Source organism: Pseudoalteromonas sp. HL-AS2, assembly GCF_031198805.1.
GTDB lineage: Bacteria > Pseudomonadota > Gammaproteobacteria > Enterobacterales > Alteromonadaceae > Pseudoalteromonas > Pseudoalteromonas nigrifaciens.
In genome coordinates this window covers 1,583,513-1,608,489 of record NZ_CP133571.1, presented here as the reverse complement: position 1 = coordinate 1,608,489, position 24,977 = coordinate 1,583,513, and the positions used below count along the sequence as shown (strand labels likewise).

The following is a 24,977-nucleotide window of genomic DNA, read 5'->3' as shown; positions in this document are numbered from 1 at the left end:
ATAACAAGTTACACCTAAAAACGCCACTTTTAAGTGGCGTTTTTTATATTTAGTTTTTGTTTTTAATGTAGTTAACTAATAAAGGTGCAGCTAACAAAGTACCACCAATAGCACCAATTAAGTGCGCGTCAATTGCAACGGTTGAGTTTATAAGCTTACCAATATCGGCATTAGGACCATTTAGCTGCTCAAATATTATTTTAAGCCACACCCCAATAAACAATAAATAGCCCGACTTAAGCTCAAGTGTTGTATCTTTAACTGCGCCCCAAATAATAACGCCATGTAACAGTGCGCTTAGCCCAGTGTAAATATAAATACTGGGGCAAAACCAGTAAACACCTAAGCCGCACCACAGAGCCAATAAGCTAATATTAATAGCGTAGCGTTTAGGCGACGTATATTCGCCATGTAGTAACCAAATTAAAATAATACCGCCGCAGTTTAGCGCCAAATGTGCCCAGTTAGCATGAACAAATTGGCTGCTAAAAACTCGCCACAATTCGCCCTGACTAACTAAATCGCGATTAAATTCGAGTAAGTCATTTAAATCAAAAGTAGCAAAAGTAACGCTTAGCAGCATTAAAAATAAAGGAGGGAGTAAATAACGAGGTTGCACTGGTAAATTAAGCATTTAATTGTAATTTTTAGTATTAATTTTTGCATATTGTGCCTGTTTAACTTTAAGATGCCAATTAACTCCTGATAATTTAGGTTATTTACTCTTTATGAACTTTAAACATCACGCATTACTTGCTATCACATTATGTGCAACGTCTTTTCCTTTATTTGCACAACCCCTTACTCAAATTGAAACGCGCGAGCCAGAAGCCGCAACCGGCTTAGTACATAAACAAGCCGTGAGCGGCAATAAATATATGGTGGTTGCAGCTAACCCGTATGCATCTCGTGCTGGGCAGCAAATATTAGCGCAAGGCGGCAGCGCTGTTGATGCTGCAATAGCAACGCAACTGGTACTGACTTTAGTAGAACCACAATCGTCAGGTATTGGTGGCGGCACCTTTATGCTGTACTACAACAAAGTAAACAACAAATTAACCAGTTTTGATGGCCGTGAAACTGCACCAGAAAACGCCGACGAAACATTGTTTTTAGATAAGCATGGCAAAGCCGTGAAGTGGATTGAAGCCATAGTAGGTGGACGCTCAGTAGGTGTGCCAGGGGTTTTACATGCCTTTGCTAACGCACATAAACAATACGGTAAACTACCTTGGGCTGATTTATTTAAACCAGCCATTGAGCTTGCAGAGCAAGGCTTTGAGGTTTCGCCGCGATTACACGGTTTACTGCAGCGCCAATTAAACCCTGGCGTAATGAGCATGCCAGTAATTAACGACTACTTTTTCCCAAACGGTAAATTAATTGCGATAGGTAGCATCAAAAAAAACCAGCCATTAGCTAATTTATACAAAGAGATTGCTAGTAATGGTATTGATGCATTTTATAAGGGCGCTAATGCCAAACAAATGGTTAATGCGGTACAGCACTCTAAAATAGCGCCTGGCAAATTAAATGAGCAAGATCTGGCTAATTACACTAGCAAAGAGCGCGAGGCGGTATGTATTGAGTACCGTGTTTATAATGTATGTTCTATGGCACCACCCAGTAGCGGCGGGGTAGCTGTGCTGCAAATGCTTGGCTTATTAGAGCATAAAAACATGGGCGCACTGCCAGCAAATGGTGAGCAAGCACTGCATTACTTTAGCCAAGCATCAAGAATTGCGTTTGCCGATAGGGATGTTTACATGGGCGATCCCGATTTTACCCAAGTACCGACCAAGGAATTATTAAATAAAAACTATATAGCCACACGTGCAAAACTAATTACCGAGCAAGATATAACAGCCGTTGCTGGTAACCCAGTTGATTACTTAAGTTATGCCAAAGATGACTCGTTCGAATTGCCATCAACCAGCCATGTGTCGATTGTAGATAGCCAAGGTAATGCAGTGTCTATGACCAGTTCAATAGAAATGGCTTTTGGCTCAACGGTAATGGTAAATGGTTTTATTTTAAATAATCAGCTGACTGACTTTTCATTATCGCCGCGTAAAAACGGCCAGCTTGTAGCAAACCGAGTTGAAGCTGGCAAGCGCCCGCGCAGCTCTATGTCGCCAGTAATGGTATTTAATAAAGATGGAAGTTTACGTTTGGTTGTCGGATCTCCTGGCGGAAGCCGTATTATTAGTTACGTTGCGCAAGTGGTAATTGGCGTGCTTGATTGGGATTTATCTGTTCAAGAAGCAATTAATCTACCACGTACTACTAATCGTAACGACTACACTAGCCTTGAAAAAGGCACTGCGCTTGAAGCATTAGCGCCAGCACTTAGCAAGCGTGGTCATAATGTTAGAATTTTAGATTTAAATTCTGGTTTACATGCAGTTGAAGTAAAAAACAACACATTAATAGGCGGCGCCGATCCTCGCCGTGAAGGGGTGGCTTTGTCTGATTTAACTGATAAAAGCGCCACTTTAAAATTCTAAATTATGTATAATACAAATGCGCTAAGCTAGTGTTTAAAATTAGCGCATTTATATATTCTCAATGGTCTGACAAGGTTAAATAGCATTGCAATTTAGCCTTTAACACCGATAATGGCAGATCATAACTTAAGACTAAGTAAAGCTTGGAAATATGACTACAAATACCGATCCAAATTATCTTTATATTCATCATTCTGGCCCCGGCCTTCTTGAAACGCCATTACTCAATAAAGGCAGTGCATTTAGCCAAAAAGAACGCGAAAACTTTAATATTGCGGGTTTACTGCCTCCTCGTTATGAAACAATCGAAGAGCAGGTAGAGCGTTGTTACCAGCAGTATTCTAGTTTTACCGACAATCTTAATAAGCATATTTATTTACGTGCAATTCAAGATAATAACGAAACACTTTATTATCGTTTAGTGCGTGATCATATTGAAGAAATGATGCCAATAATTTACACCCCAACAGTGGGTGATGCCTGTGAAAAATTCTCAGATATATATCGCAGCGCACGTGGATTATTTATTTCATATGAAAATCGTTTTCAAATAGACGACATTTTACGCAATGCCACCAAAGGTAAAGTAAAAGTAATTGTGGTAACCGATGGTGAACGCATTTTAGGCTTAGGTGACCAAGGTATTGGTGGCATGGGTATTCCTATTGGTAAGCTATCTTTGTATACCGCATGTGGTGGCATTAGCCCTGCGTATACATTACCGGTAATGCTAGATGTGGGTACAAATAACGAGAAGCTATTAAACGATCCTATGTATATGGGGGCGCGTCATAAGCGTATTACTCAAGATGAGTACGATGAGTTTTTAGACTTATTTATTAAAGCAATCAAGCGTCGCTGGCCAAATGTATTATTACAGTTTGAAGACTTTGCTCAGCCAAATGCGATGCCACTGCTGAAACGTTACCGCAATGAAATTTGTAGTTTTAATGACGACATTCAAGGCACAGCTGCAGTAACTGTTGGCTCATTGCTTGCTGCGTGTAGAGTTAAAAACGAACGCCTAGCAGATCAAAAAGTAGTATTTGTTGGTGCTGGCTCTGCGGGTTGTGGTATTGCTGAGCAAATTGTAAGCCAAATGGTTTTTGAAGGTATTAGCGAAGCGCAAGCACGCAGCCAGGTATTTATGGTTGACCGCTTTGGTTTGTTATCGGAAGGTATGGAAGGTCTACGCGACTTTCAGCAAGTTTTAGCGCAACCACAAGCTCGTTTGAGTGAATGGACGTACAGCGGCGAATTTGCGTCATTACTTGATGTAATGCATTGCTCTAAACCCGATATTTTAATTGGTGTTTCGGGCCAACCTGGTTTATTTACCGAACAAGTAATACGCGCTATGTATTCAGGTTGTGCACAACCTATTATTTTCCCATTAAGTAACCCATCAAAACAGGTAGAAGCACACCCAATAGATATTATTAACTGGACCGAAGGTAAAGCACTTGTTGCTACAGGTAGCCCATTTGCCCCAGTTGAATATAATGGTGAGCTTTTCCCAATTCCGCAGTGTAACAACAGTTATATTTTCCCGGGAATTGGTTTAGGGGTTATAGCTGCAAAAGCAACGCGTATTACAGATGCTATGTTAAGTGTTTCTAGCGAAATGCTGGCTGAATCATCGCCGCGTGCAAACACAGGTAAAGGGAGTTTATTGCCGGCACTTACAGAAATTGAAACCCTAAGTAAACGTATTGCATTCGCTGTAGGCAAAAAAGCGATTGAAGAGGGCGTTGCTCTTGATATTTCTGACGACGCACTATGGGCTGCTATCGATAAAAACTACTGGTTACCTAAGTACCGTAACTATAAGCGCAGTAGCATTTAAAGCTGCAACTTAGTATTTAGTAATAATTAAAAAACAGGCTACGGCCTGTTTTTTGTACTTGTTCATCTGTAATTAACCACTTAAAGTGTTTAATAAGCTTAATATATAGCAAGCTGTAAATACTTTTTGTATTAAATTAGTGACCAATAAAGGATTGCGAATTTAATAAAGTTAGTAATATAACCAGTTGTTACGGTTAATATAAAAGGATTCACTTATGAAAACGTTTACTTTATTTTTAGGTGCAGCACTGAGCTTTAATGCATTTGCTGCGGCCACACCCGATACACCGCATATTTATGTTAAAGGTGAGGCAACAATTACCACCATGCCAGACCATGTATTATTAAATGTTGGCATTACCGAAATAGATAAAGATTTAATTGCTGCAAAAAATAAAACCGATATAACCATGGCTAAGGCAATAAAATTAGTAACAGCATTAGGTGTAAGTGATGCAGATATTAATGCCGGGCAAATATCAATAAACCGAGAAAGCCAATATAATCGTGAAAGCGGTGAGCAACAATTTAAAGGTTTTAGGGTTAGCAGATCTTTAACGGTTAAGCTTAATGCCATTAATAAATATCCCGAGTTACTACAAAACTTAGTAAACAATGGTATTAACGAAATTAACCATACGCGTTTTTTAGCAAGCAATTACGATGAACTCTACAAAAAAGCGCAAAAACTGGCTATAAAAGATACTCGCGATGCAGCTAAAGAATTTAGCAGTGAGTTTGGCGTAGAGTTAAAAGGCTTATATAGCGCATCTATGCAGCCATTAAATGTGCAATCAGCCCCTTATATGCGCGCCGAAAAAGGGATGCTCTCAGATAGTACACCGAGTAATTATGTACCCGATGCCTATCATGCAGGTGAAATCATTATAACTGCATCTAGTTATGCAGTTTATTATATAGATTAAGTTTATACATTACTGGCGCTTAAAACGTGCCAGTAATGTATCACCTTGTTGCTTACTAATACGGGCAATTGATTTAAGCATATTATTAATTTCCTGCCTGTCGTACTCATTCGTTACGTGCTCGTTAATGTCATCAACAATAGCATTTAAATAATTAAATAAACTTTCCCTCGCCGCTGAATTTTCGTGAGCAACAAATAAAATATTTTTAAATGCTTCTAACACATTAGTCATTACGTACGCATCGCCTTTAGCGTAATTACGTAGCGGGGTAAAATTATCATGTAGTAATTCATCAAAGCGGGTTTCGTGTATATATAATAATGGCGTATCTTTGCTGTGTTTAAAGCTGTAATTAATATCACTTATTGAAAGTCGTTTAATTAATAAAATACTTAACATATCAATGGCTTTAACTGCTGTACCCGGATCGTTTATGCCTGGGCTCATCGCTTTAACGGCTATTTCTGATATTTGCGTTAAACCATAACGATAATGGTCGCTAATATACTCTTCTATATAAAAAATAAAACAGCTTAAAATTTTAGTAATTAACTCATCATTACTTGAAATATCTTTATTACACTTTAAAAATGGATAACCTTTAACTGTAAAATAACCTTGTTTAACAGTGATATAAAGCTCAATTTCTTCTGCAGATAATAAGGCGCAAAGCTTATCGGTGTGCACTCCTTTGTAGTAGCCTTCAGTTTGACTATTTATAGAATGCCAATCAGTAAAGTCGGGAATATTTTTAAGCGGCGCTTCTTGCTGACTTTTAATAATGGTTTTAATTTCACTTTTTGTTTGGCTAAATAAACCATTTAAAACATTATCTACTTGAATAGCCCGAGATATAGAGTGAATAAAAAATACGAATAGCCCTAACGAAATCAAACCAAAAATAAGCGCAAATAATACCCCAAGTGCCGGTATAGCCATGGCGCCATTCTCGAGTTTATTAATATTTATGAGCATAATTACTGAGTAAATAATACTGCCTAAATAAAAACCTAATACCAGTTGGTGAGATTTCCGGGTTATTAATCCAGGTACTACACGCGGCGATAAACTGGCACTGGCTGAGTTTAATACCACCATTACCATTGAAAAACTAAACACAGTTAACGAAATAATACTGCCGGCTAAGGTACTTAAAACAGTTCGCGCATTTTCGGCGCTATCTACTAATACTACAGATATAAACGACTTTAGCTTTTCAATAATGGGCATATATTCAACCGACATCGTAATAACCGCAAAGGTTAAAAATGCAATTGAAAGTAAAGAAGGGTAAAAGCCAATACTATTTATCATTTCTCGATAACTGTCGGCTACTTTGCGAGGTACAAACATAAAATCCTTATGCTTTATTGTATAAGAGTATTATTAATACTTTAGCATAGTTGTAAACTAAACTTCTGATAATGAACGTTAACTTGTGTGTTATTATTGCCAAAAATATTAGGATAATACTGTGATCATTTCAACATACGCTGCATTACTTGCATTTTACTATATTTACTTAAGCTTTAACGTAATAAACGTGCGCAGGGCAGCGCAAATATCACTTGGTGAAGGCGAAAATCCACAGTTGCAACGGGCAATTCGTGCCCATGGTAATTTTATGGAATATGTACCGTTTGCTATTATTTTGCTTTTTTTAGCAGAATATCAGGGGTTAGCGAGTCATTATTGCCATGCACTTGGTGCAATGCTACTTATAGGCCGCGTTTTTCATAATTTTGGCATAGTAGAAAAAAACCTAAAGTACCGCCAAATTGGTGTTATAGCTACATTTTTAACTATGCTTATAAGTGCTTTAGTTATTTTATTAACCCGCTTTAGTTAAATTTAATTATGAATAACAAAATATTTATTATTGGTTTACCGCGTACAGGCACTACAAGTGTTTGCCATGCTTTTTTAGAGTTTGGTATACCAACAGCGCATACTGCTTACACAAACAATTGTTTTGATAACGCCCATGCAATTGCCGATACGCCAATTTTTAATGATTATAAAGCCCTCGATAAGTATTATCCGGATGCAAAATTTATTTATTTAGAGCGTGAGCTTAACGTATGGCTACCATCAATAAAGCAATTATTATTACGTATGCATACTAATTTAACACGCACTGATGGTGGCTTTAATATTCATATAAAGCATTGTTATTTAAATACATTTAGTAATTTAACAATTGATAATATAAACGATGATAGTTACTTAACGCATTGTTATAACACGCATATCAATGACGCTAAAAATTATTTTAAACACCAAGAGCAACGCTTTTTATCAATAAATATAGCAAAACCGCAAAGCTACAAAATGCTCTGTGATTTTTTAGCGATTAAAAGTAATAAAACAGATTTTGAAAAAATGAATATGGGCGGCAAAGTTACTGCCTGGAACGATATAAAACATCCGCTAAAAGTTGAATCAACAGCAAAAGGGCGCATAGATAAACTGTTACGCTACAAGGTTTAACTTTACAGGCTTAGGAGCATGATTTTTTGCCTAATATACGCTAAAATCTGCGCATTATTTTACACCTTGTTATAAGTAGTACAGAGCATGTTTGAATTAAAATACCACACTCCATTTGAATGGACCGAAGTTGTACTTGATGACTTCGATACTTTTTTACAAGACCACGCCGCAGCCGAAAAAAAAGCATCGGGTATGGCCATGTCTATGCTGTCGCATTACCCCGATAAACGTAAACTGGTTACAGCTATGGCAGACTTAGCACTTGAAGAAATGATTCATTTTAAAGAAGTGCTGAAAATTTTAATTTCACGTGATGTAAATTTAGGTGATGACAAAAAAGACCCTTATATAAAGCAAATACGTGCTTTATTTAGACACGGCCGCGACGGTTTTTTAATGGATCGATTATTAGTCGGTGGGGTTATTGAGGCAAGAGGGCACGAACGTTTTTCACTAGTGGCGCAAGCGTTACCAGAGGGCAAAGAAAAAGAGTTTTACATTGCGATTGCCGAATCAGAAGAAAAACATAAAAACTTATTTGTAGAACTAGCGTATGAGTATTTTGATAAAGAAGAAGTAGACATACGCCTAGAAGAGCTACTAATAGCGGAAGCTAAAATCTGTGAAAGCATTCCGTTTACTGCGGCACTGCATTAATTTAAGCTGTTAATGCAATACTCTAAAAGCGCTAAATTTATATTTGGCGCTTTTTTGTTTGTAACAATTACGCATAATTTAATAATTATTATGTTTGGACAAAGCTGATGATTAATATATTTTCAAAATATAAAGTAATACCAACAACTACAGGTATTCTATTTATGCTGTCATCTACATCGGTTGCTGCATCATTAGCGTGTAGTGATTTGACTGGCTGTGAAAAAAAATTTTGCGAGATAGAAAGCCAGCTTGCCATAGCTAAGGAACATGGCAATAAATACAAGATTGAAGGGTTAAAAAAGGCATTACATGCAGCAAAAGCTAATTGCAGCGAAAAAATATTGAAAGAAGATTTAATAGAAAAAATAAACGATGCTAACAATGATATTGCTGAATATGAAGAAGATCTGCTAGATGCTAAACAAGCAGGTAAAAGTGATAAAGTTAGTAAGTATCAAAAAAAGATTACAGCAGAAAAGCTTAAACTAAAACATCTGAAAGATGAGCTTGGCAAAATTAATTAAATCACCAGTGGCTACTTGTTGTTAACGCTTTAGGTTATCGTTAACAGCAAGTGTACTGCGAATATTATCGGATTAACCATCATATTTAATTACATTATTACGCAACAATAACTATATACAGTGCAGGGCACTTCAATCTTTAAAACTAGCCTAATTAAAATACACTTAAAAATTATACTTAAAAAGTCATACTACAAATAGCAATCAAACATTATGGGGAAGCGCGTTTCCATTACTCTGTTTTATACCAGCTGTCTTTCAACAACTTAGAAGTTCATAGTTAAAACCACTATCAGCAGGGAGTTTTAGTTAAATAACCAAGCGCATTACTGTGATAAACATAATCACACCACAATTTAACATAATTTAAATGACTAATAATTAAACCAAATATAACTAAAACTGAAAATTAAAACCCTACATAATAGGCTATTTAAAGCACCTGCTTATAAAACGAACTAAACCAGCTGATTTATTACTGTTAATAGCGTGATTTTGTAAAACTAGCTATGTAAATACAGGTAAAACCCATGTGTGTAACAGTGATAAACCAGATCTTTTTGAGGTTTATTTATAAAAAACTATTACAACTGATAGCCAAAGTATAAGCATATGGTATATCAATTCAAATATTATGGCCGGATTGTTACTCATAAAGAGTAATAAAACAGCATGGGATTGAAATAGAAATGTTAGTTAGCTATTGGAATAGAAGATAAAATAAAGCGATTAACTAGGTTAAAGACTTAAGCTTATTTATAGGCGTTAATTATGTAGTAAGTTATGGCGCAAATTTAATTGAATTATCACTTAGTTAAAATCACAGTAAGGCTGCTAGTAAATTTATAGATATAAGTTAAATAATAAAGAGAGCAAAGATGTGCATATAGAGATTTATAAGTAACGTGTAGGTATGAAATAGTAGCTGAATATTACCTAAGTTAAATTCGTGATTTATGCATAGCCAAAAAAAGTAATGCTTTAAGGGGCCTGATTCATTAAGCTAGATAAGATAATAATTGCAACATAAGTGTTTATATACAAAGAGTATAAGAAGCCACATAAATAGTAAGCAGCAAAATTCAGTTCTTTGAATTGAAAATATAGCAAAGGCATAACAATATACTTGCAGACTGGTTAGTTATAGATAGGTGCGCTTTATAAACAAGGAGAACTTTAACCGCTAAATTATCAGCGGACTTGCTTTATAGGGCTCATGTAAGTAAAGCATCCATATTTAAAGTTATGTATTCGTAGTAGTAGGAAAGCAGCTGTATTGAATTTACTTAAAAACGTAAAATACACTTAATACACTTAATAATCTCGTAACGAGAAGGCTTACAACACACATAGTTATACTGAATAGCTTATTGCAAACCCTATTTAACATAATATAAATTATAGGAAGTGATATATGTATTAATAAGGATTGTCATATACTCTCTTATTAGCCCTGTAATGTCCAATACTAGACGGTATCGGACATTAAAGAGGTTTTTATCTAAGTTAGTTATTCTCAGTTTGGTACATTTAAATTTAATTAATATTCTCTAATGTATGTAATCTAATGTATGTAATCTAATGTATGTAATCTAATGTATGTAATCTAATGCATGGAATATTATATTTCAGGTTTTCATTTAAAATATAAGTTACTCAATACTTAGTAAACGCTCGGCCGTGTATTCGTTAGTAATAAGCCCACTAATCATTTTAGATCTTAGCGCACCTAAAATGGCTAATACTTTTTCTTCTCCGGCAGCTATGGCAAAAATTTGTTTATCTGAATTAACTTTTAATGGCGTACTTGCTACTCGTTGATTAACATTACAATCTAATAACTTACCATTTTTATCAAACACCCAGCTTATCATTTCTCCTACAGCACCTTGCTGTTGTAACTCTTGGAGTTCGTCAAGGCTTACAAAACCGTCTTTATGAAGTGGCGAATTTAATCCTAAATTACCAACGCCTACAAATGTAACATCTGCATTCGTGGCTAATTTTAAATTACTAGCAACATTCTGCTGTGAATGCAGTTGCTGCTTTTCCTCAATGGTGCGTGGCAAAACTGGTAATGGCATAGGGTAATGTTTGGCATTTATATGTTCCGCCATTCTTACTACTACATCGTATGGCGATGCTGATCCGTCTAATGCCATATTGCCTAACATGGCAACTATTTTATGTTGTTGGCAATCTTGTGTTCGCAGCTCATCTACGCATGCGCGTAAAACTCGCCCAGTTCCCATTGCAATAACTTTTGGTTGTGGTGATTTTAAATGGCGTTCTATTTCAGCCGCACCAGCTTGTGCCAAACCTAATGTAGATGAAGGTTCTGACGGATCACTAGGGACTACATCACAAGAGAGCAAACCAAAACGTGTTTTAATTTGTTCAGCCAAATCCATACATTTAGCAATAGGATGATCGAGTCTTACTTTTATTAATCCTTGGCTAACAGATAGCGCTACCATTCTTTGTGCCGATTGGCGTGAGGTATTAAGCTTTTTAGCTATTTCGTCTTGTGTTTTACCTGCAACATAATACAACCACCCTGCTCTTGCTGCGTCATCGAGTTTTCTAATTTCTGTATTAGATAGCTTGGCCACTGAAACCTCTTAAAATCAAAATAAATAGACTATTAAAATTGATTAACAGCAAAATATTTTTGTTAATTGAACGAATTATTTAATTGTTATTAGCCCTCTAAATATACCATTCATTTAATAAAAGTGTCGAATTTTCATGTTATTGCACTAATAGAAATCAAGTTAACGCTTTCTAATTTCTCACAACATATTTTTTCTATTACAGCTAAGTGCAAGTTATGGCCACAGCTATAAAAATTATAAAAACGTAAATGCGACCTGTAATGCACCTTTATTTTGCGCGGGGTTCCACATAGCTGTTGCCGATATAGGAAAATTATACTCTAGTATTTGTAAGCTCTTGGAGTAAGTAAAACCTAAGTTAACTATATTAGCGTTATCATCATAAAAGTTTTGCTGATCTAAAAAAGAAAAAGCACCACCAATAAATACAGAGACTTGCTCATCTAAGTCATTACCCTTCCACACGGGCATGCTAGCTTCGAGATAGTTAGTGTAAGCTTGTTTGTTTTTTCCTGAACTTTCATCTAAATAGGTATCTATCCCTTGAACTATTACTGAGTAGTAAAGTGATAATGGCATTTCGCCCGCAAAGGTGTAACCAAGGCCGACATCAATAAAGTTTCCGGTTTTATCCGGATCGCTTGAATAGTCAAAAATATCTACATTATTAATCGACGAGTGGTTCCCATGATTAACAATTTCAATGAACAGCTGCTTTGAAAACTTATAAGAAGCAAAATAAGTAAACTCCTGATACTCACCATCAAAAGAGGTCCCACCCCATAAACCTAAGGTGATTTTATTATCCGCCGTTTTATAAGTTAATTCACCAGCAACCATTGGGCCTGGCGTTACAATTGAGCCATGCCATAAGTGATTTGTTTTAAATTCTAACCCTAAATTAAAATCGTTGCTGTGTACCTGGCTACTATAAGTCGCTATTGCTGCCGTTAGTGTTAATACATGTTTAGCTTTCATAAATATGCTTCTTTGGTTGTATAAGCTCTGCGTTTGGCTTGAGTTATATAGTGCTAAATTACAGTGTGGGCATAAGCCCTTCTTGTGGTCATAATCCCAGTAAGAAGTTCGTACGTCAACTATTTAAATAACAAAAAATTCACAATGCGTTGCCTTTCAATAATAAGTCAATTATATCAGTAGGTTAAAACACCATAATTGTTAATTTGTTTTTTATTAATTAAACGTAAATCACTTGCAACGTAAATTTTTACAATATTAAAGGATAAGTAATGCGCGGAGGTTATTTAATAAAACGACAAAGTAGCTAAAAATTATTTAAATCAGTTATTAATGACTGTTTTTTAGTTACTATCTTGAGCTTATGAGGTGGTTAGCTTAGTATTGAAAGTACTCAAATGGTATTAACAATAGAAGTAACAACATATGGAATTTGTGCACCCACTAGAACCTATTTTAATCATTGATGATACAAAAAACAGTCGCGACTATCTAAACCAAATTTTAACGGATCTTGGTTATGAAGATATTCTTGAGTGTGAAGATTTTGATTGTGCAAAACCGCTGCTTAGCGAAAAGTCCCCAAAGGTTATATTTTTAGATGTCGAAATACCTGACTCTGAAGGTAGTGATATTTTAACTTATATAAATAATTGCTATCCGCATATTCATGTTGTTATTTGCTTTGGCCATAACAGTTTCGAAAATGTAGAAAATACGTGGGAACTTGGTGCTAAAGGGGTTATAGCAAAACCGTTTAATGTACAAAAAGTAGATACAGTAATGAAGCGTTTAGAGCTCATTGAATAATAATAAGGTTAGTATGCAAAGTTCTGTTAGTACAATTATCGATGATTTATCTAATGTTATTTTTGGTAAAAAACAACAAATAAAGCTCGCGCTCACCTGCTTATTTAGTGAAGGCCATTTACTAATTGAAGATTTACCTGGCATGGGTAAAACAACGTTATCGCATGCCTTAGCAGCCGTTTTAGGCTTGTCGTATCAACGGATACAATTTACCAGCGACTTACTCCCAGCCGACATATTAGGTACTAATGTATTTAATAGTAATGAACACAGTTTTAGCTTTCATAAAGGGCCTATTTTTAGCCAAGTTGTTTTAGCAGACGAAATAAACAGAGCGGGACCTAAAACACAAAGCGCATTACTAGAAGCAATGGAAGAACAACAAGTTACTGTTGATGGTAAAAAGTATTCTCTTCCTACCCCATTTTTTGTTATTGCTACACAAAATCCATTACATCAATCAGGTACTTACCCTTTACCTGAGTCGCAGCTGGATCGTTTTTTAATGCGTATTAGCCTTGGTTTTCCGCCAAAAGAAGCCGAAAAAAGGCTGTTACTAAATATGCAAAAGCGTGACTACACCCAGCTACCACAACGTATTACTGAGCAACAATTAGCTCAAATTCAAACTGAAATTAGCAATATTATACTAAGTAATCCTGTAATTGATTATATTATTGAATTGGTAAATTATACACGCGAAAGTAATAATTTTGCTGCATCGTTATCGCCACGCGCTAGCATGGCATTAGCAAAAGCTGCTAAATCATGGGCTTATATTGACGGTCGTGACTTTGTTATGCCTGAAGATGTGCAAGCAGTTTTTGCCAGTGTTTGTCAGCACCGTTTAGGGTTACACAATGAGTCGGGCGAAGCGCAAGTTATGCAAATATTAAAAGCTGTTATGGTTCCGGTATAGCATTTATGCCAAATAAAAAAGCTAAGCGCCCTGCTTTATTTAAGTCATTTAAACGTGCCATATTTAATAAATTATTAAAAAATAAACATTTAAAACAGTCAATTACACTTGAACACAAAACTATTTATGTTTTTCCATCAGCCCTTGGCTGCTACTTTATTAGTGTAGCTATTTTAAATTTTGTGATGGGGATTAACTATCAAAACAACTTAATTTTGATCATGGCTTATTTAATGTTTGTGGTAATGATTATTGCTGTACTACTGGGTTACAGCAATGCAAAAGGCCTAACTGTTACTTTTAAAAATTCACTTTCGAGCTTTGCACCACAAAATCCACAAGTTCAGTTTGCTGTACAAAGCCCCTCGATTTGCCAATCTGTGATGCTAATTTATCAAGGCGATCAACAAACGCAAATTAATCATGATGAAATAACCAATACAGCCCAAATGCTAAGCTTACCACTACCCTATAACAAACGCGGATGTTACTCACTACAGCGAATAAAAATTGCCAGTAATTATCCCTTTGGCTTGATCACTGTTTGGAGCTACATTCAACTACAATCAAGTGTTTATATTTACCCTTCACTTGAAAAGGTGTTTAGTGACGCTCAGATAAATAGTCTAGCCGATCAAGCCGAAAACAGTATTGCCAAACAACTCGGTAGTGAAGAGTTTGAAACATTAATACCGCACTTGCCTGAAATGGGATTGCAAAGAATTTCTTGGAAACATTTTGCTAAAACACAGGAGTTATTAGTTAAAGAGTTTGTTGATTTTAAAGCTGCTGATGCATTATTTGATTTTGATTTAATGCATGGCGATACCGAGCAACGCTTAAACCAGCTGTGCTTTTTAGTATGTGAAGCAACAGAGAATAACACCCCCTTTATGTTAAAACTACCAAGTAAAATAATAGCTACCAACGTAGGTGTGCAACATAAAACACTTTGTTTAGAATCACTTAGTACATTTAATGGTTATACAAAGTGACGGCAATAAAAAACATAAAAGTAATAAATTATTCACTGTGTTTTATATACAGCTGCTTAGTCGTGTTTTTTATTGCTCACTTACCAATTGTATTTATTAGTGTACTAGCGCTACTTTGTGCGTGGAACTTTTATGTAACCATAAGTAATAAAACTAAACCTAATGCCTGGTTGGCTAACGCTTTAGCAGCACTTGCTTTAGGGTTAATGCTTTTTAGTGTGGGATTTAGCGACACGGTTATTTTATTTGTGGCTATGTTGTTGCTTTCAAGCTTATTTAAGTTGTTACAGGCGAAAACTAAAAAGCATTATCATGTAATAACTACGCTGACATTTTTTTCGCTTTCGGCGGTTTATTTATTTAACCAAAGTATTTTAACTACTTTAGTAGTGAGTAGTTTGTACATTTTAAATTTTGCCGTACTAGGCTTGTTAGAATCAAAACATAATTTAAAAGTCGCATCTAAACAAAGCGGTAAATTACTATTATTGGCATTACCGCTGGCGGTATTTTTATTAATATTTTTACCAAAAATGCCGGCATTTTGGCAACTACCTGGGCCAAAGTTAGCTAAAACAGGTTTGTCTGAGCAAATAGATCCGTTTGATATTGCCAAGTTATCTAATTCAGATGAACTGGTGTTTAGAGCTAAATTTAATGATCTAGCACCTAAAGCTCCCCTGTATTGGCGAGCCTTAGTACACGATGAGTTTAACGGAAATGCGTGGCTCACTTCCAATTTATTAAAGCATAACAGCGTAACTCAAACTAAAACGCAACAAGTTAGTAGTTTAACAAAATACGACTATTCGATTATTGCCGAGCCCTCGAGTCAAAAGTGGTTATATGGGCTCAACTTTGCAAGCAGTAATAACGATAACGTAGAGAGTGACTCACTGGGCTTACTGCGTAAAAAAAATTACCAAGCTAAAAGTGTGCAATACACAGCAAGCAGCTCTGCACTAACAAATGCTCCTTTATTACAGTGGCAAACTAAGCACTACAAACATTTAGTAAATAACGACAATAACAAAGCAAGTGCTCTTGCCTATAATTTAAAACAAAACTTAACCAGCGACCGTGATTTTTACAATGCATTACTACAGTACTTTATAGACAAAAAATTTAGTTATACGCTTAACCCGACGCCAATGAGCGGCAACAATACTATTGATCAGTTTATGTTTGAGCAACAACGTGGGTTTTGTGGCCACTATGCCAGTGCCGCAGCTTATATTTTTAGAAGTGCGGGTATACCGGCAAGAGTTGTCAGTGGCTATTTAGGTGGTGAGCTTAATACTGATAATAATACTTTATCTGTTCGCCAATATGATGCACATGCATGGGTAGAAGTGTATTTAGATAATGAAGGCTGGCAAATATTTGATGCCACAGCGGTGGTTGCTCCCGATAGGCTTACAGGATCGCTTTCACAAAATAATGAATTAAATAATGAGTTTAAAAGCAATCTCGACTTTGGTTTGGTCAGTTTAAGTAACTTTGCAGCTATTAATTGGCTAAGATTAGAGCTAGAAAACTTAGATTATAATTGGTCTAGCTGGGTACTTGGTTTTGATGATGAAAAACAAAACGACTTTTTAAAGTCTATTTTTGGCAGCAAAAATATTTGGCTGGTACCGCTGGCTGTAATTGTTATTTTAGGGCTAACTTTTGTTAGTTATTTTGTTTATTTAAATTGGCCTAAGCCCGCTACTAAATTAGCTCCTATGGTTAAAGAGTTTGAACAATTAATAAATTGGGCTAAAAAACGTAAACTTAAGATAGCCGATCATTTAACGCCTACTCAACAATTACAACACTTAGCATCGCAAGCGCCGCATGTTGAGCAACAATTACTCGAGTTTAGTCAGTTATTTAACCAAGTACGTTATGCTAAAAAACCATTTAATAAAGAACGTAAAACTCAGGCAAAATATCTGATAAAATTAATTAAATCTACGAAACAGAGAAATCTATGAATGCGGTTGTTATAGGCGTTTTATTAATGCTTGGGCTTACCTTGGTCCGCGTAAATGTTATTGTTGCAATGATAATAAGTGCCCTTGTTGCTGGTTTAACCGCTGGTTTGGGCTTAAAAGAAAGTATAGACGCCTTTAATTCGGGATTGTCGGCAGGTGCTGAAATAGCACTAAGTTATGCCATGTTAGGTGCTTTTGCAGTGGCTATTTCTAAATCAGGTTTAACACGTATTTTAGCCGCAAAATTATTAGCTAAAGTTAATGCACAAAAAAGTGGCAGTGAAACCCTGCTCAGTTATTTTATTTTATTTATAATAATGATCTGCGCCATTTCATCGCAAAACTTAGTGCCGGTTCATATCGCCTTTATTCCTATTCTTATTCCACCGCTGCTGGTAATTTTTAATAAACTTAGGCTGGATAGACGTGCAATAGCTTGTATTTTAACTTTTGGTTTAGCTACTTCTTATATGGTACTACCGTATGGTTTTGGTGGTATTTACTTATATTCAATACTCCATAAAAATTTAGTGGATAACGGTTTAGAAATAATAAATACCCAAGTGCCTATGGCAATGATAATTCCGGCTTTGGGCATGTTTGCAGGTTTATTAATTGCAATATTTTTTAGTTACAGAAAACGTCGCGACTACGCAGCGCTTCCGCTTACCATAGAAAGTAAAGAAACCACGGTAGAAAACCCAAAAAAGGTAATGTTAGTTGGCCTGTTTGCTGTACTTGCTTCACTTATTGCGCAAAACGCTAGCGGTTCAATGATTTTAGGCGGCTTAGTGGGTGTAATGATTTTTAGCGTTTTCGGTATCGTTAAATGGGAAGATAATGGCGACGTATTTAGTAAAGGCGTCGCTATGATGGCAATGATTGGTTTTATAATGATTTCTGCTCAAGGATTTGCAGCTGTTATGCAAGCTACAGGTCATGTGGCTAGTTTAGTACACAGTGGCGCTGAGTTATTTGCTGGGAATAAACCCATTGCGGCAGCGGTTATTTTATTAGTTGGATTGTTTATTACCATGGGTATAGGTAGCTCATTTTCAACCGTGCCAATTATAGCTACTTTATTTGTTCCTTTATGTTTAGAGCTGGGCTTTTCGGTTATGGCCACTGCTGCTTTAGTGGGTACGGCCGGTGCGTTAGGTGATGCAGGCTCCCCCGCTTCTGACTCTACACTTGGGCCAACTTCCGGGCTAAATGCTGATGGCCAGCACGACCACATTTGGGATTCAGTAGTGCCTACCTTTATTCACTTTAATATACCGTTATTAATATTTGGCTGGATAGCCGCCATGGTGCTTTAACCTAATTAATGTAAAACGATAACCTAATAATAGATTAGGTTATCGACCTCCCACCTTGATAATTTTTATTAAAATTGACTCTGCTGTTTAGTTATATCTTTTATAACTAACTAGTATGATGTGTTCTTTAGTGGTATTTAAATAAGCACTACTTAAAGTGCTTATTTTTAATAACATTAAAATACTTTATTCTAATGTTTACTTGTCAAAACCATAAATCATTTTATCGCAAACCACAGGAGTTGGTCGGTGATCATCATTTACTGCAACAAAGGTAAAGCTGCCACTAATAGCAGAATGCTTGTTGTCATTATGCATAGTTTCTAGAAGTATATCGACATCAACCTTTAAACTGGTATTACCTACATGCACTACTTTTGCTATAAGTTCAGCAAAAGTACCTGCAGGAATAGCTTCTTTAAAGTCTACTCGATCTGATGAAATGGTAACTAAAGGCTTACGGCAAAAACGCGTTGCCGCTATAAAAGCAACCTCGTCCATCCAAGCTAAAGCGTCGCCACCAAATAAAGTGTTGTGGTGATTAGTTCGCCCCGGAAACACTGTTTTAGTTACCGATGTGGTGGAATCTTTAATACGTTGCGCGATAATAGCATCGCGCTCTACTTGTGTCATAGTATCTACTTTTTATTAGCTAATTTGTTTTGCATTAATAAGGCCGGATCAAGGCGTTCACCTTGCCAGTTAAAACGCCAATCTAAATGTGGGCCTGTTACCCGCCCTGTTGCACCTATTTCAGCTATTTTACTACCTTGCTCAATTTTATCGCCCAGCTTTACATCAAGCTTACTTAAATGAATATAAGTAGAGGTAACGCCGTGGCCATGGTCTAAAATAAGTGTGCCACCTGAATAATAAATATCCGGCTGCGAAAACACCACTGTACCACTTATAGGTGCATACACAGGTGTCCCCGTTTTATTGGCTATATCTAAGCCAAAATGTGGTCTGCGTGGCTCGCCATTAAAATAACGTTGGCTACCATACACACCAGATATACGCCCTTGTGCAGGTTTTAGCACAGGATCTAAAAAGTACAATAGGTCAGAATTAACCTGGCGCGCAGCTCTAATCGCAGCAGCCTCTTTACTTATACGTGCGCTGAGTTCTTTAGCCGGCGATACATATTTTTTAGCAACGCCGGTAATTTTATCAATTTGATAGTCGCGCTTAGTAATTACTAGGCTTTCACTGTGCTCAACACCAGCTTTATCAACCCATTTAAGTGTGTGATTTGTTGGTGCATCGCGGCCAAAGCCAAATACAAAATCACCCTTACTCGAAAGCTTAAGTGTTTTGTCGTTAAAGCTAACCGACTGCGCGTTGCTAATATTACCGGTTACTAAACCGCCTTGAGTTAATTGCCCTTTTAGCTCAAGTGCCATTGCACTTAAGCTAGTAGAGGAAATTAACACGGCTGCTAATAATGTTTTAAGCATGGCTAATAGACCCTTTGCCTACTCCTTCGTAGGCCGTTATTTTTACCGCTTTTTCAGGATATTGTGCTTTTACCTGACCCGCTAAGTATTCTGCAATGCATTCAACCGTGGTATCGCTAGGTAAAATATCGCAACGCGATTCGCTAATAGCCATTTCAAAATAGCCTTGCGCTGAAGTATATGCAAAACATACATCGCCAGCTTTTGCGCTAACGTGCTGTAACTCGTCTGCCTTAATTTGATCCTCAGCGGTGGCTAGATAAATGTCTTGCCACTTTTGTGACCATTCTTTTTGCAGGCGAGGCATAGAAATACCATCTAAACTAATACCAATTTGAGAACGATGCCCATGAATAATACGTTGGCAATTACCATCATGCTTTTTAAGGCCATGGCTGTAATGGTAATAATAGCTTTGATTATGCTCTGGCTTCAATGACAGCTCAATTTTTTCTATATTATCTGGCAGTTGTGGCAAAATAGTCGCTATTAAAAAATCTGTAACCGATGCAATAGTTACTTCATCTGCGTTAATCATACAATAAGCTTGATGTGGAGCACTCATCGCCAAATGGTGGTTATCACCAAATGTACAATCTAATGTTTTATGGTCGCTAAATTCGCTAACCACGCCATTTAGATTATTAGGTACAGCTAAACGATGATCAATACACTCATCTATAATGCCTTTAATTTGCTTTTTAACTAAGCCAAAGTCTAATACCATAGACTCATCGTTTAGTTTGCCATGCAAAGTTAAATCAACAATCCAGCTCTCGCCAACTGCGCCGCGTTTATTACACAAGTAAGAAAAATCTATCACTGTTAGTGAGTTAACAAAAAGGATCATAAATTTCCTTTAAACAGGTTAAAAGTCAGCGGTAATTATAATGATTTATGATTGTAATTGCGCGGTTTAATCAGGCTAAAATCAATTACACCAATCGATTGATTAAAAAACCTCCTAAATTTAGCTTTTTTAACTGATCCGAGTTGTTCAGCGTACAAGTGTACGCTAAAGTAGTTGGCAATTTATAAGCGAAGATAAGTGTTATGGAACCTAAAAATAGCTATACAAAAGAAGACTTGATCCTATGTGGTGAAGGTAAAATGTTTGGTGAAGGTAACTGCCGTTTACCAAGCGACAATATGTTAATGATGGACCGCATTACCTCTATTACTGCCGATGGCGGAATACACGGTAAAGGCGAAATTGTTGCTGAGCTAGATATTGACCCTAGCTTATGGTTTTTCGACTGCCATTTTAAAGGTGACCCTGTAATGCCCGGTTGCTTAGGTTTAGACGCTATGTGGCAGTTAGTTGGATTTTACTTAGGTTGGTCTGGCGGTCCAGGTCTTGGCCGTGCGCTAGGTGTGGGTGAAGTTAAATTTACCGGCCAAATTTTACCAACCGCTAAAAAAGTAACCTACCGCCTAGTAATGAAACGCGTAATTAAACGCAAATTATTTATGGGTGTTGCCGATGGCACGGTAGAAGTAGATGGCCGTGTAATCTACGAAGCGAAAGATTTAAAAGTAGGTCTATTTCAAGATACCAGTGCATTTTAATTAACTGTTAATAATTAAAATACACATACAAAAATGCCTCCACTTGGAGGCATTTTTGCTTAAATTCAGTTATATACTATGTTTTATAAATATTACGATTGTCTATTGCTTCGCGCCAACCACCTAACCATTCTGATTTTGGATCAACTTGTTGATAGGGACAATGCTCTTTAGAGCGACCTGCTAAACCTGCTTTAAATCCTTGAGAATGTGCTCTCTCTAAACGATCTCTTTTTTGTCTCTTCATCGGTAATATCCTCACCTTTGTATTTATATATTTTGTAGCATTAGTGAAATCTACATGTAATGAATAGCTAATAAAAAAGGTTAATTCAAATTATAAAAGCAATTAATTAGTTTGACTTTAACTAAGCTGCTGATGCAATGATGAATTAGCTTTTTAAAAAGTAAGTGGTCGTACTTGCACTGTATTGACCGGTTTAATCTAACTTAAAAACACGATTAAAAAATCGTTTTATTACACTGTTGTGTATATATTGTGACCGGCTAATTTAGCCTTAGTTCCAAATTAATTTAGTCTGTTTTTTAATTATTTTAAATTTCCTTTAGCTTATTTAATAAACAACACAATTAATGCTTGATTATTTAAAGTCGATCGGTCTAATATGTTGTATGAACAAAAACACACCAACTCCAGTGAGGCGTGGCCGCCCACCCAAAGTAGCCAGAGAAAACGCTGATACCAAAGCGTTACTTATTCGCACAGGCCTAGAAACACTAACCGAGTTTGGTTTTAGCGCAACTGGCCTCGATACCATATTAAAAAAAGCAGCCGTACCTAAAGGCTCTTTTTATCATTACTTTAAAAGTAAAGAAGCGTACGGTATTGCCCTTGTTGATGCTTACGACAGTTATTTTATTGCCAAACTTAATCATTATTTACAACAAAGTGACGTGCCCCCGCTGGAGCGAATAGTCAACTTTACCCAAAGTGCCATTAAAGGGATGAAGAAGTACGATTATAAGCGTGGCTGTTTAGTAGGCAATTTAAATCAAGAACTGAATCACTTAAGTGACGAATTTAAAACCCGCTTATTGCAAAGTTATACTAGCTGGCAAAACTTGGTAGAGGTGTGTTTAAACCAAGCAAAGCAGCAAGGTACAATTGCCAACAGTGTAAACACCCCATTAATGAGTGAGTACTTTTGGATTGGTTGGGAGGGTGCGGTTATGCGTGCCAAGCTCACTAAGTCTAATACTCCACTTACTTTGTATACAGAAATGTTTTTACGCGCATTACTAACCTAATGCGTTTTTTTACCAATTAAAAGACGATCGGTCTAAAAGGATATCCCATGAGTAACCCAATTAAAGCCATTGTTATTAATAAAGATGATAATAACTACAGCGCCTCTTTAAGCAGCATTAAGAATAGTGATCTGCCGAATGAAAATGTCACTATTGATGTGCTATACAGCACTTTAAATTATAAAGATGGCTTAGCAATAACCGGAAAAGGGCCTGTGGTACGCAGTTTTCCTATGGTGCCGGGTATAGATTTAGTAGGCACTGTGAGCCACTCCACCAGCGATGAATTTAAAAGTGGCGATAAGGTAATTTTAAATGGGTTTGGTGTAGGCGAAAAACACTGGGGTGGGCTGGCTCAAAAAGCAGCACTTAATAGCGATTGGTTAATCCCCTTGCCTGCTGGCATTTCACCTAAACAAGCTATGCAAGTTGGCACTGCGGGTTACACCGCTATGCTCAGTGTAATTGCACTCGAAAAACAAGGCATAACACCCGATTCAGGCGAAGTGCTGGTAACCGGTGCTAATGGTGGCGTAGGTAGTTTTGCAATATATTTACTAAACAAGCTTGGCTACAATGTAACCGCAGCTACTGGACGAATGGAGCAAAGTGATTATTTGAAAGAGCTAGGAGCAGCAAATGTAATTAATCGTGATGAGCTTTCAAACCCAGGTAAGCCGCTACAAAAAGAGCGTTTTGCCGCAGCTATAGACTCAGTAGGTAGCCATACTTTAGCTAATATTTGCGCCTCATTAAAATATGGAGGTGTTGTAACCGCATGTGGGCTTGCACAAGGTATGGATTTACCTGGCTCTGTAGCACCATTTATATTACGTGGCATTCGATTAATAGGCATTGATAGCGTAATGCGCCCAAAAGCCGACCGAATTGAAGCATGGGATCGTTTAGCATCTTTAGTAGCAGCTGATTACCTTGATAAAATATCGACTGAAATAACGCTTGAACAAGTAATTGATAACGCCGAGCAGCTTATGAAAGGTAAAATTCGCGGCCGTGTTGTAGTTAATTGCCAAAGTTAAGCTTTTTACACTGTTAAAGCCTCGTTATTAAATTTATAATACAATTTGTATTTTAATAACGAGGCAACACCTATGAGCAACCAAGAACTTTTCAGTAATAACCCACTGCAAGGCGTAAAATTAGAACAAGTGGTTGAAGAGCTGGTTGAACAATATGGGTGGGAACTCCTATACGCTTATTTACAGCTAAATTGCTTTAAAAATAATCCTGATATTAAATCGGCGGTTAAATTTTTACGTAAAACACAGTGGGCACAAGAAAAAGTAGATAACTTTTATTTGTATCGCCTTAAAAACTTACCACGTCCTGATGATGTACAATACGAACTGCCACCGCGTGATCGCGTGATCCCTGCTGATCATAAACCTGGTGAGCCGTGTGAGTTAAGCTTTACTGATGCAAAGCGTATTATGGAGAAAAAAGAGACTAAGCAACGTGCGCGTACCCGTAAACAGCGTGTTAGCTCAACTAATCCTTGGGGCAACTAAAGCACAAGGTTAAACCACTCATTATTAAAGCTGGCATTGCCGGCTTTTTTATTACGCCTTTTTACTCATACCCTATAAGTTAACAGCAACAAAGATATAAAGTTTACTTTAGAGGCTTGTATCCCCTATCTTGCCAAAACTCTACAGCCGAGCGCTCTGTAGGCAGTGCTACATTAAATGTTTTATCCGCTATAAGTTTGCCATTGTACTCTATGGTCATGCGCCAATTACCAAGTTTATTATTAATTGGTGGCCATAAAGTATCACCTAAATAAAAATGCCAGTCGCTGTCTTTAACATACACCACTCCGGAAAAAGGAGGCATTATGTCGCCTTCATCATCGGGTATATTAGGATGATAAATGCTGTAATGTAATTTTTCGCCTTTGGCTTTTTTAATATTTATGATCAAACCAAATTCAACATCAAGAGTAGCGATGACCTCGGTAGTAAATTGCTCTATTTGCGGCAATGCTTTACTCTCGTTATCCCATGTTGAGTAAATACCGTAGCTTTGCAGCGTAATTATCGGTTTTAATTTAGCCATATCACCTAACTTTATATTTAACGTTTATTG

The 24,977-nt window shown here is 36.7% G+C and carries 25 protein-coding genes; 16 read left to right on the top strand and 9 right to left on the bottom strand.

Annotated features, from left to right (window positions below):
* Window positions 1-49: 49 nt before the first annotated feature.
* Window positions 50-634 (bottom strand): rhombosortase, encoded by a 585-nt coding sequence (gene rrtA, locus RB215_RS07620; RefSeq protein WP_309216137.1) that lies wholly within the window; start codon window positions 632-634, stop codon window positions 50-52.
* A 94-nt stretch (window positions 635-728) separates the two neighbouring features.
* Here rrtA and ggt point away from each other — a divergent pair, with 94 nt between their 5' ends.
* From ggt to RB215_RS07605, 3 genes are all read left to right on the top strand, one after another.
* Complete coding sequence (ggt, locus tag RB215_RS07615; RefSeq protein WP_309217146.1) at window positions 729-2,507, top strand: gamma-glutamyltransferase; 1,779 nt, start codon at window positions 729-731, stop codon at window positions 2,505-2,507.
* Between the two features lie 151 nt (window positions 2,508-2,658).
* Window positions 2,659-4,353 (top strand): NAD-dependent malic enzyme, encoded by a 1,695-nt coding sequence (locus tag RB215_RS07610; protein ID WP_011328243.1) that lies wholly within the window; start codon window positions 2,659-2,661, stop codon window positions 4,351-4,353.
* A 217-nt stretch (window positions 4,354-4,570) separates the two neighbouring features.
* On the top strand, window positions 4,571-5,281 hold the full coding sequence (locus RB215_RS07605; protein WP_309217144.1) for an SIMPL domain-containing protein: 711 nt from the start codon (window positions 4,571-4,573) through the stop codon (window positions 5,279-5,281).
* 9 nt (window positions 5,282-5,290) lie between these two features.
* Here RB215_RS07605 and RB215_RS07600 read toward each other — a convergent pair whose 3' ends face one another.
* On the bottom strand, window positions 5,291-6,637 hold the full coding sequence (locus RB215_RS07600) for a DUF2254 domain-containing protein (RefSeq protein WP_309217143.1): 1,347 nt from the start codon (window positions 6,635-6,637) through the stop codon (window positions 5,291-5,293).
* Between the two features lie 121 nt (window positions 6,638-6,758).
* Here RB215_RS07600 and RB215_RS07595 point away from each other — a divergent pair, with 121 nt between their 5' ends.
* The 4 genes from RB215_RS07595 (at window position 6,759) to RB215_RS07580 (ending at window position 8,961) form a co-directional block, all read left to right on the top strand.
* Window positions 6,759-7,133, top strand: coding sequence for an MAPEG family protein (locus RB215_RS07595; RefSeq protein ID WP_011328240.1), 375 nt, complete (start codon window positions 6,759-6,761; stop codon window positions 7,131-7,133).
* 8 nt (window positions 7,134-7,141) lie between these two features.
* Window positions 7,142-7,774 carry a sulfotransferase gene (locus RB215_RS07590; protein ID WP_086996941.1) on the top strand — a complete coding sequence of 211 codons (633 nt, stop codon included), beginning with the start codon at window positions 7,142-7,144 and terminating at the stop codon, window positions 7,772-7,774.
* Between the two features lie 87 nt (window positions 7,775-7,861).
* Window positions 7,862-8,434: a tRNA-(ms[2]io[6]A)-hydroxylase gene (locus tag RB215_RS07585; RefSeq protein WP_011328238.1), complete on the top strand. Its 573-nt coding sequence runs from the start codon at window positions 7,862-7,864 to the stop codon at window positions 8,432-8,434.
* Between the two features lie 107 nt (window positions 8,435-8,541).
* Window positions 8,542-8,961 (top strand): DUF1090 domain-containing protein, encoded by a 420-nt coding sequence (locus RB215_RS07580; protein WP_309217141.1) that lies wholly within the window; start codon window positions 8,542-8,544, stop codon window positions 8,959-8,961.
* A 1,652-nt stretch (window positions 8,962-10,613) separates the two neighbouring features.
* Here the strand turns inward: RB215_RS07580 and RB215_RS07575 are convergent.
* Both RB215_RS07575 and RB215_RS07570 read right to left on the bottom strand, forming a co-directional pair.
* Window positions 10,614-11,573, bottom strand: a complete 960-nt coding sequence (locus RB215_RS07575) for a sugar-binding transcriptional regulator (protein WP_086994123.1) — start codon at window positions 11,571-11,573, stop codon at window positions 10,614-10,616.
* Between the two features lie 237 nt (window positions 11,574-11,810).
* The gene (locus RB215_RS07570; protein WP_011328181.1) at window positions 11,811-12,554 is read right to left on the bottom strand and encodes a hypothetical protein; all 744 of its coding nucleotides are present in this window, start codon (window positions 12,552-12,554) and stop codon (window positions 11,811-11,813) included.
* 426 nt (window positions 12,555-12,980) lie between these two features.
* On the opposite strand from RB215_RS07570, the gene RB215_RS07565 reads away from it, so the two are divergent.
* The 5 genes from RB215_RS07565 to RB215_RS07545 are packed head-to-tail and all read left to right on the top strand — an operon-like array spanning window position 12,981 to window position 18,576.
* Window positions 12,981-13,364: a response regulator gene (locus RB215_RS07565; protein WP_086994129.1), complete on the top strand. Its 384-nt coding sequence runs from the start codon at window positions 12,981-12,983 to the stop codon at window positions 13,362-13,364.
* Between the two features lie 13 nt (window positions 13,365-13,377).
* Window positions 13,378-14,283, top strand: coding sequence for a MoxR family ATPase (locus RB215_RS07560; protein WP_309217140.1), 906 nt, complete (start codon window positions 13,378-13,380; stop codon window positions 14,281-14,283).
* A 5-nt stretch (window positions 14,284-14,288) separates the two neighbouring features.
* Window positions 14,289-15,278: a DUF58 domain-containing protein gene (locus RB215_RS07555; RefSeq protein WP_192531917.1), complete on the top strand. Its 990-nt coding sequence runs from the start codon at window positions 14,289-14,291 to the stop codon at window positions 15,276-15,278.
* A complete protein-coding gene (locus RB215_RS07550; RefSeq protein ID WP_309217139.1) occupies window positions 15,275-17,257 on the top strand; it encodes a DUF3488 and transglutaminase-like domain-containing protein in 1,983 nt (660 codons plus the stop codon). Before RB215_RS07555 ends, RB215_RS07550 begins: the two co-directional genes overlap by 4 nt.
* Window positions 17,254-18,576 (top strand): Na+/H+ antiporter family protein, encoded by a 1,323-nt coding sequence (locus tag RB215_RS07545; protein WP_041454421.1) that lies wholly within the window; start codon window positions 17,254-17,256, stop codon window positions 18,574-18,576. The genes RB215_RS07550 and RB215_RS07545 overlap by 4 nt, the downstream gene beginning before the upstream one ends.
* A 198-nt stretch (window positions 18,577-18,774) precedes the next feature.
* Here the strand turns inward: RB215_RS07545 and RB215_RS07540 are convergent, their stop codons facing one another.
* The 3 genes from RB215_RS07540 to RB215_RS07530 are packed head-to-tail and all read right to left on the bottom strand — an operon-like array spanning window position 18,775 to window position 20,883.
* Window positions 18,775-19,209 carry an acyl-CoA thioesterase gene (locus RB215_RS07540; RefSeq protein WP_011328175.1) on the bottom strand — a complete coding sequence of 145 codons (435 nt, stop codon included), beginning with the start codon at window positions 19,207-19,209 and terminating at the stop codon, window positions 18,775-18,777.
* Between the two features lie 5 nt (window positions 19,210-19,214).
* Window positions 19,215-20,033 (bottom strand): M23 family metallopeptidase, encoded by an 819-nt coding sequence (locus RB215_RS07535; protein WP_182676700.1) that lies wholly within the window; start codon window positions 20,031-20,033, stop codon window positions 19,215-19,217.
* Window positions 20,026-20,883 (bottom strand): 6-carboxytetrahydropterin synthase, encoded by an 858-nt coding sequence (locus RB215_RS07530; protein WP_179807056.1) that lies wholly within the window; start codon window positions 20,881-20,883, stop codon window positions 20,026-20,028. The genes RB215_RS07535 and RB215_RS07530 overlap by 8 nt, the downstream gene beginning before the upstream one ends.
* A gap of 203 nt (window positions 20,884-21,086) precedes the next feature.
* Between RB215_RS07530 and fabA the strand changes: the two genes are divergently transcribed.
* The gene (gene fabA / locus RB215_RS07525) at window positions 21,087-21,602 is read left to right on the top strand and encodes a bifunctional 3-hydroxydecanoyl-ACP dehydratase/trans-2-decenoyl-ACP isomerase (RefSeq protein ID WP_011328171.1); all 516 of its coding nucleotides are present in this window, start codon (window positions 21,087-21,089) and stop codon (window positions 21,600-21,602) included.
* Between the two features lie 76 nt (window positions 21,603-21,678).
* Here the strand turns inward: fabA and rmf are convergent, their stop codons facing one another.
* A complete protein-coding gene (rmf, locus tag RB215_RS07520) occupies window positions 21,679-21,849 on the bottom strand; it encodes a ribosome modulation factor (protein WP_011328170.1) in 171 nt (56 codons plus the stop codon).
* Window positions 21,850-22,235: 386 nt separating this feature from the next.
* On the opposite strand from rmf, the gene RB215_RS07515 reads away from it, so the two are divergent.
* From RB215_RS07515 to RB215_RS07505, 3 genes are all read left to right on the top strand, one after another.
* Window positions 22,236-22,871 (top strand): TetR/AcrR family transcriptional regulator, encoded by a 636-nt coding sequence (locus RB215_RS07515; protein ID WP_041454420.1) that lies wholly within the window; start codon window positions 22,236-22,238, stop codon window positions 22,869-22,871.
* A 47-nt stretch (window positions 22,872-22,918) separates the two neighbouring features.
* On the top strand, window positions 22,919-23,911 hold the full coding sequence (locus RB215_RS07510; protein ID WP_306288027.1) for an MDR family oxidoreductase: 993 nt from the start codon (window positions 22,919-22,921) through the stop codon (window positions 23,909-23,911).
* Between the two features lie 72 nt (window positions 23,912-23,983).
* Window positions 23,984-24,400, top strand: coding sequence for a VF530 family DNA-binding protein (locus RB215_RS07505; protein WP_011328167.1), 417 nt, complete (start codon window positions 23,984-23,986; stop codon window positions 24,398-24,400).
* 103 nt (window positions 24,401-24,503) lie between these two features.
* Here RB215_RS07505 and RB215_RS07500 read toward each other — a convergent pair whose 3' ends face one another.
* Window positions 24,504-24,947 (bottom strand): DUF3859 domain-containing protein, encoded by a 444-nt coding sequence (locus tag RB215_RS07500; protein ID WP_011328166.1) that lies wholly within the window; start codon window positions 24,945-24,947, stop codon window positions 24,504-24,506.
* Window positions 24,948-24,977 lie beyond the last annotated feature (30 nt).